Annotated in this window: 4 protein-coding genes; 1 reads left to right on the top strand and 3 read right to left on the bottom strand. The window is 48.0% G+C overall.

Translation table 11 applies throughout. The features are described 5' to 3' along the window. Together LDN12_RS07290 and LDN12_RS07285 are read right to left on the bottom strand one after the other, a co-directional pair. A partial coding sequence (locus LDN12_RS07290; protein WP_223922016.1) for a LamG-like jellyroll fold domain-containing protein occupies positions 1–3719 on the bottom strand: 3719 nt, incomplete at its 3' end. A gap of 567 nt (positions 3720–4286) precedes the next feature. Next, positions 4287–5378: a hypothetical protein gene (locus LDN12_RS07285; protein ID WP_223922015.1), complete on the bottom strand. Its 1092-nt coding sequence runs from the start codon at positions 5376–5378 to the stop codon at positions 4287–4289. A gap of 137 nt (positions 5379–5515) precedes the next feature. Here LDN12_RS07285 and LDN12_RS07280 point away from each other — a divergent pair, with 137 nt between their 5' ends. Continuing rightward, complete coding sequence (locus LDN12_RS07280; protein ID WP_223922014.1) at positions 5516–5677, top strand: hypothetical protein; 162 nt, start codon at positions 5516–5518, stop codon at positions 5675–5677. A 136-nt stretch (positions 5678–5813) separates the two neighbouring features. Here LDN12_RS07280 and LDN12_RS07275 read toward each other — a convergent pair whose 3' ends face one another. Further along, the gene (locus LDN12_RS07275; RefSeq protein ID WP_223922013.1) at positions 5814–7016 is read right to left on the bottom strand and encodes a TIGR03087 family PEP-CTERM/XrtA system glycosyltransferase; all 1203 of its coding nucleotides are present in this window, start codon (positions 7014–7016) and stop codon (positions 5814–5816) included. Positions 7017–7028: the final 12 nt, after the last annotated feature.

The raw sequence follows: 7028 nt of genomic DNA, 5'->3' as shown, positions 1-7028 counted from the left end.
CTCGGCGCGGCACCGCTCAGGGTGACCGTACCCTGAGAGGCCGTTCCCCCGACAACACTTGTCGGACTGACGGCAAGGCTGCTCAAAACCGGCGGGTTGACGGTAACGGTGGCGCTTTTATTCACTCCACCATAGCCGGCGGTGATCGTCACCGGCGTGGCAGCAGCCACCGGCGAGGTGCTGATGGTAAAGGTGGCCGTGGTCGTACCGCCCACCACCGTAACACTGGCCGGTTCACTGGCTGCGGTGGAATTGTCACTCACTGTCACTGTCAAACCACCGCTCGGCGCGGCACCGCTCAGGGTGACCGTACCCTGAGAGGCCGTTCCCCCGACAACACTTGTCGGACTGACGGCAAGGCTGCTCAAAACCGGCGGGTTGACGGTAACGGTGGCGCTTTTATTCACTCCGCCATAGCCGGCAGTGATGGCAACGGAGGTGGCAGCAGCCACCGGCGAGGTGCTGATGGTAAAGGTGGCCGTGGTCGTACCGCTCGCCACCGTAACGCTGGCCGGGACACTGGCAGCAGAGGAATCGGCGCCAAGGGAAACGACCGCTCCACCACTCGGGGCGGCAGCGGACAGCGTTACCGTACCCAGGGCAGAGACTCCCCCGGAAACACTTGTCGGGCTGACAGCAAGGCTGCTCACTATAGCCGGCGGGTTGACGGTAACAGTGGCGCTTTTATTCACTCCGCCATAACCGGCAGTGATCGTCACCGACGTGGCAGATGCCACCGGCGTGGTGCTGATGGTAAAGGTGGCCGTGGTCGTACCGCTCGCCACCGTAACGCTGGCCGGGACACTGGCAGCAGAGGAATCGGCGCCAAGGGAAACAACCGCTCCACCACTCGGGGCGGCAGCAGTCAGTGTTACCGTACCCTGGGAAGAGCCCCCTCCCGTCAGACTAGTTGGACTTAATGTCAACGCGGACAAATTAACTGCTGGATTAACCGTTAGACTGCCCGATTTAGTGACTCCTTCAAAGACGGCGGAAACACTGACCGTTACGGCAGTTGTCACGGATGTGGTGGATATCGTAAAGGTCGTTGAAGTACTTCCGGCCGGTACCATGACGCTCTCCGGAACCATAGCCACTGAGGCGTTACTGCTTGTCAGGGTAACAACCGCCCCCTCAGACGGTGCAGGAGCACTTAGTGTCACTGTAGCCACGGAAGAATTGCCACCAACCAAACTTCCTGGTGCAAGTGAAACCCCGCTCAACGCAGGTGGTGCCGATACGTTCCCGACCGGAGTATTCACATCAGTTTGAATTTCGGCATTAGTGAGCGCCCGATCAAATATTCGAACATTATCAATAATGCCAGTAAAATACTCCGTTGCCCAAATACTGTTACCACCGATCCGAAGAGCTCCGGAGGAGGCTGGAATAGTCGCTGAAATAGTTTCACTACCCTTCAATATTCCATTAACATATACGCTAAGCGTCGTACCATCGTAAGTGGCAGCCAGATGACTCCAAGTATTCGCGGTCAAATTGGTTGGTACTTCAAATCCATGTTCCGAACCATTAATGACCATAAAAACAACTGGATGATTTGCCGGACTGATATAAAGGCCGTATGCATAAAAGTTCGACGTTTCTTTCATGAGGACGCATCCCCATTTACCGGAGCTATTGGTCGGATATACCCATCCCTCCAATGTCATCCCCGTTGTCAGGTCGAGCACGTTGGAAGCCGGGACCGTGACCAAATTGTTCACTCCATTAAAGGAGAGAGCATTGCCGTCTTTGCCCGCTACCCAGGAGGCGCCGCTTATTGTCCCGTTCAGACCGTTGCCCGACGCGTCGGCAACAGTGGTCCCGGTTCCTTCATTGAAAGCATAAGCCGCTACCAACCCAGCTGTTACCGCACTACTGCGGGTAAAGGTTGCCGTCACACTTTGTGCTGAAGTTACCGTACAAGCTCCTGTACCCGAGCAAGCACCACTCCATCCGGAAAAAACAGAGCCTGGGTCTGGAGAGGCGACCAAAGAGACCGACGTGCCGCTATCAAAGTTAGCGCTGCAAGTGGCTCCACAATTGATTCCCGCAGGGGTCGACGTCACAACACCTGTTCCGTCCCCCCCCTTGACAACTGAGAGCAAAAAAGATGCTACGGGAGCATTGACATTAATAATGGTGCTCCGGGTGACTCCATTATAAGTTGCACTTATGGACACAGGACTTTGGGTTAAAACGTTAGACGTTGAAACAACGAAGTTCATACCAGTGCTGTTCTCCGGAACAGTAACACTTGGCGGTACGGTGACTACTGACGTGTTGCTGCTTGCCAGGGTTACTATCCCCCCGCCTATTGGAGCAGGACCGTTCAGGGTTACCGTTCCCTGCGAGGATACCCCTCCTGTCACAATAGCCGGACTGACTGATACTGAACCTAACTCTGCGGATGATGTAATTGTAATGTTTGCTGTGGCAACGTTACTGGTTGTGGTTCCATTGTCAATTGTGTATGTAAAGCTATCGCTTCCGACATAGTTCCAATCAGGTGTGTAAATGAAAGACCCGTTAGCATTAAGTGTGAGGCTGCCATGAGTCGGCCCCCCCGCAAATTGCACTGATACGGATGTTCCCTGAGAAAAAGTATCGTTATTCAGCACCCCTGGAGCGGCCTGGTTTATAGCATTATTCATAACGGTGCTATACACATCATTCGTTGCGACTGGAGACATATTGTAAGAGGATGGAGTTATTGAGATAGTCCCATGATCGGGGATGGCATCGTAGTAGATTACTCTCGTCGCTCCTTCAATGACCGAATCTATCGTTTTAACGTTAGTTCCCTGAGAGACAACAGTTGAAGTAAAGTTTGATGGCACCTCAGTACGTATGGTGAGCGGTTCGTCGTAAATTGAATCATCCAACGTATCAGAGAGATTCAAAACGATCTGATTGTCTGAAGAAGAGACAACCGATATTACCGCAGACTCTCTTTCTTTAATATATTTGGCGACATCCCCCATAGTGCCTACCCAAAGATTTTTGGTCCCAAGGTAGTCAAGAAAACCGGTCAAATCACCTATTTGCCAATTGCCATAGCAATCAGTCCCTCCAGCCAAACTATGAACAAAGAAAATCAGCCAACCACCCTGCTGTTCAGCAGCATCAGCCTGTTGATTAACATTGACCCCATCATCGGGAGAACAAGCCCCCAAATTATACATATCATAAGGTTCATTGTTGATTTGGCAAAAAACCCCCCTGGCAGCACTATAAAGAGGCTGGGCCATTGCCTTAACTTGGTCATTGGCATCTCCAAACGGATATGAAAGAGACAGACATTTCTTTGCGGGAATTTGAGCTTCAATTATGGCCTTCGACCCGGCCAGTTCTTCTTGAGCCTGGGATAGAGACAGCTCACCCAACTTATGATGAGTGACTGTATGACTGGCGATCTCATGCCCCAAATTTGAAGCATTTTTCCAGGCGTCCCACGAGACAACCCAGTCCGTAACTACAAAGAAGGTTCCATTAAGCCCTCGAGCATTCAGAGCAGGTATCCCCAAAGATATTTGAGAGGGACATGCGTCATCAAAAGTTAGCGATATGGCACCCGATTTCCCCCCCTTCCACTTTGCAACCGACGACGCTCCATGAGCCGCATGCGGAGTTGCCACAGCGCAAACAATAAAGAGTAAATATATTACATATGCTTTGCCATATGTTTTTAGCATCAAACATAAGGATGTGCTCGACATATCTCAATCCTCCCATTTTGAAATAACCGATTAAAAAAGCACAATTTGTACCAATTTTTTAACCGCTAATATTATTGATTTTTTTACAAAATAATTTAAGTTAAAATTAGAGCGTAAAGTATTCCGACAATTTATTGCAAATCTATAGGCGCTCATCTGGGATAACGAAAAACGGAAGCATTCATCACTTGACAATTGACAGGGGATGAGGCGCATTACCGAGGACTCAATCAAATGAAGCTGGTTGACCTAAAGTTAATAATCACAACAACACCGGAGCATTGCCTGTTTCACCCTTCAGGCTGTCTCGCAAACCCCGGCCAACTCAGAACTCAGAAAGCTACATCAGCTTGAAGAAGGGAGATGGCAACAATCAACAGCTGCACAGTGCTCATAAAAAATCTCCAAACACCTTTTAGGCGCAGGGAGATTAATATAAATAAGCCGAGAAGCTGACTGTTTTTTAACCCCAAACGGGGTAAGATTTTATTTTGCTTGGACCGTTGTACTAAAGATAGAAACCAACTGAAACGAGCCACTAACTCATTCTTTACTGATAGCAGACCATTAGGGAGAAGTATTTACTTGATAAACCAGGACAATTGGAAGGATCCCGTTCTCAGCCCTACTTTCGACAACATATATCCGCTGGGTGGCAGGGTCGTACGCTGCACCGGCGATGAAGTGTTCGGAGGTGTCGAAGGGAGATGATATGGGCCATATGGCCGGCGTTATATCCCACGGGTTTTTGCTGCCATTCTTTACGGCAAGAAGGTCATCGGCGTTTACCGCCCAAATCTGGTTGCGATACGTGGGGGCATGAATGTCCCATGCCCCTGCTGGCCGTGCGGTATCTCCGGCGATAATCGCATCGCACCCCCAGGCGGTGGGATTGCCGCTTTTGTAGCAGACAGTGGTTCCCGTGCCGGTATTCCCAAAATACAGAACGGTCTTGGTCCCATTCGGGAAGACCACCCCATTTAGTTGGGTCGAGCCGTTCCAGAATAACCGGCCTTCACCTAAACCGCTACCGACGAAAACGGAATCAGCCGGACTATGCGATCCATCTCCGGGCCAATACATAAGCACATTATGCGGCGTATTGCTGCTGAAATTGTCGGGATTGAAGGTGACCGCCGCAGGGCCTAAGGACGTCCGTGAAACGACATTGGGCGACATGGCGCCTGCCAACACCGTGCCCCCCAAAGCCGTCTGCCAGTTCGTGCCGCCACTACTGCTGTTATCCGGGACCGTAGTCATATATTCGTTGGAGATAGAAACAGGCGGGCCACCGTTGCCAGTACTTGTTACCGTGTAATCTCCGGCAAAGGTCCCGGTAGCAAGGCTATTTGCGTTCGTGTTGACAAAGTGGCTCCACGTCTCCTGGTCGTTATCAAAAGCATAATAATCGGTTGCGCCAACAATCAACTTCCCGTTATAAACAAGAAAACCACCAATAATCAGCCCTTCATTGGTGAAGACATGATGCCCCCTGGACACATCCGTAAAGTTTTGCCTTACCGTCGCGATATTCAAGGCACTGATATTCGAACTGTTTACTATTGCCGGGATATTAATCTCTGCGACATACGAGTTATTCCCGTGTCCCGACATGATCAGGGAATTATTAGCGGCATTGTAGGCAACCCCTATGGGCATGGCAAACCCGGCGTAATTGAACGAATATTTTGTATCGTCGCTGCCCCCATAGGTTCCGCTCGGTACGCGAAATGCGCCTATATACGTAACATCAGATGATTGAAGCACTTTATCGTAAATTGCTGTTGTAGCAGTTGATGCGGGAGCGCTACTGCTGCTACTGCTACTGCTGCTACTGCTACTGCTACTGCTGCTACTGCTACTGCTACTGCTGCTACTGCTACTGCTACTGCTGCTACTGCTGCTACTGCTACTGTTACTGCCACCAGAACAACTCAAAATGGAAATCATTGCTATAACTATAATTGTAAAGAATAAGTACTGAAGTTGCAGTATCCTTTTCATATGCTTCATCCTTGATAGATAATAATCAAAACGTTAATTTTGACTTTATCTGCTAAAGAGTTAATGAGCAATATTTTCGGGGAAGTCGAATTAATGAGAGGAAAAAGCTTTTTGTGTTTCAATCAACAACTCCTCTAATTTTCCAAGGTTCATTTGCCAATTATAACAACTCTCCACATTTTTTCGAGATTTTTCAGAAACAGCCCTCCTCAATTCGGCATCTTCCACAAGCTCGATAACCCGCATTGCAAAAAGCTCTGGTGTATCTTCAACGAAAATATCCTCTCCCTGTTTTGCAGTTATTCCTTCATAACCTAAAGACGACGTAACCACGGGAACTCCCATTGCCATGGCTTCCAGTATTTTGTTCTGTACCCCTCTGGCAATTCGCATAGGGGCTACAAATACTGCGGCATTACTCATATAGGGTTGCACCGCTTCGACATAGCCAGTTACTATTATACTAGTATCCTTTTTCGCCAACAAGATTATTTCCTTGGTCGGATTACTCCCTACAATGTAAAATTTGACATTATCAATCTTATTTTTGATGAGAGGCAATATTTGGTCGACAAAATAAAGTACTGCTTCGACATTGGCATAATAGTCCATTGCACCAGTAAATATGAGTGAATTCCTCTCATATGGTTCTGTCCCCGGAGTAAACATCTCACAATCTACTCCATTCAGAATTGGTGTGATAGTCGAACACGGACATACCATTTTCTTGAAATCCGCCGCTTCATTTTCAGAAACAAAAATACCATGCTGGTAATTTTCTGCGATCAAGGCCTCGTATTTTCTGAGTCGGTAACTTTCAATGCGGTATAAAAGCCTCATGGGAAATGAGGCATAGGTAGCGTACTGATTCCATTTCTCGGAATCAACATCAACGAAATCAATAAGTTTTGGAATATGCTGTACATGGTCAACATATTGGGCCATTGAGGAACAATAGACAAAAATTAAATCATATTGCCCATCGATCAACTTCATATTGATCATTTCTTTGAGTTTTTTAGAATAGAAATAGGAAAGGGTTAGCGGAATATCGGAGAAAATAGCCAAGCTTGATTGAAGTTTTGATTGAATTTTGGAAAGATGTACAACATCAATCGACTTACAAAGTTGGTTCAGTTCATCAGGAATTCCCATCTTCTGATAATTATCAGTAAGACAAAACAGAGATATCTCATGATGTTTGGATAAATGCTTGATCTCATTGAATGCTCTTAGTTTATCACCTTTATTAGGTGGGTAAGGTATCCGTTGAGACAGATAAAGAATCTTCATTTTCATATCCAC

Origin of the sequence: Geobacter sp. AOG2 (assembly GCF_019972295.1) — a bacterium.
In the GTDB taxonomy this organism is placed as follows: domain Bacteria; phylum Desulfobacterota; class Desulfuromonadia; order Geobacterales; family Pseudopelobacteraceae; genus Oryzomonas.
The sequence above is the reverse complement of the archived record's forward strand: the minus strand, read 5'-3'. Positions and strand labels throughout refer to the sequence as shown.

Coding starts and splice junctions, on each gene's coding strand:
- LDN12_RS07285 (WP_223922015.1), bottom strand. CDS start 5,378: ATGCCCATAGGGGTTGCCTACAATGCCGCTAATAATTCCCTGATCATG.
- LDN12_RS07280 (WP_223922014.1), top strand. CDS start 5,516: ATGCGGGAGCGCTACTGCTGCTACTGCTACTGCTGCTACTGCTACTGC.
- LDN12_RS07275 (WP_223922013.1), bottom strand. CDS start 7,016: ATGAAGATTCTTTATCTGTCTCAACGGATACCTTACCCACCTAATAAA.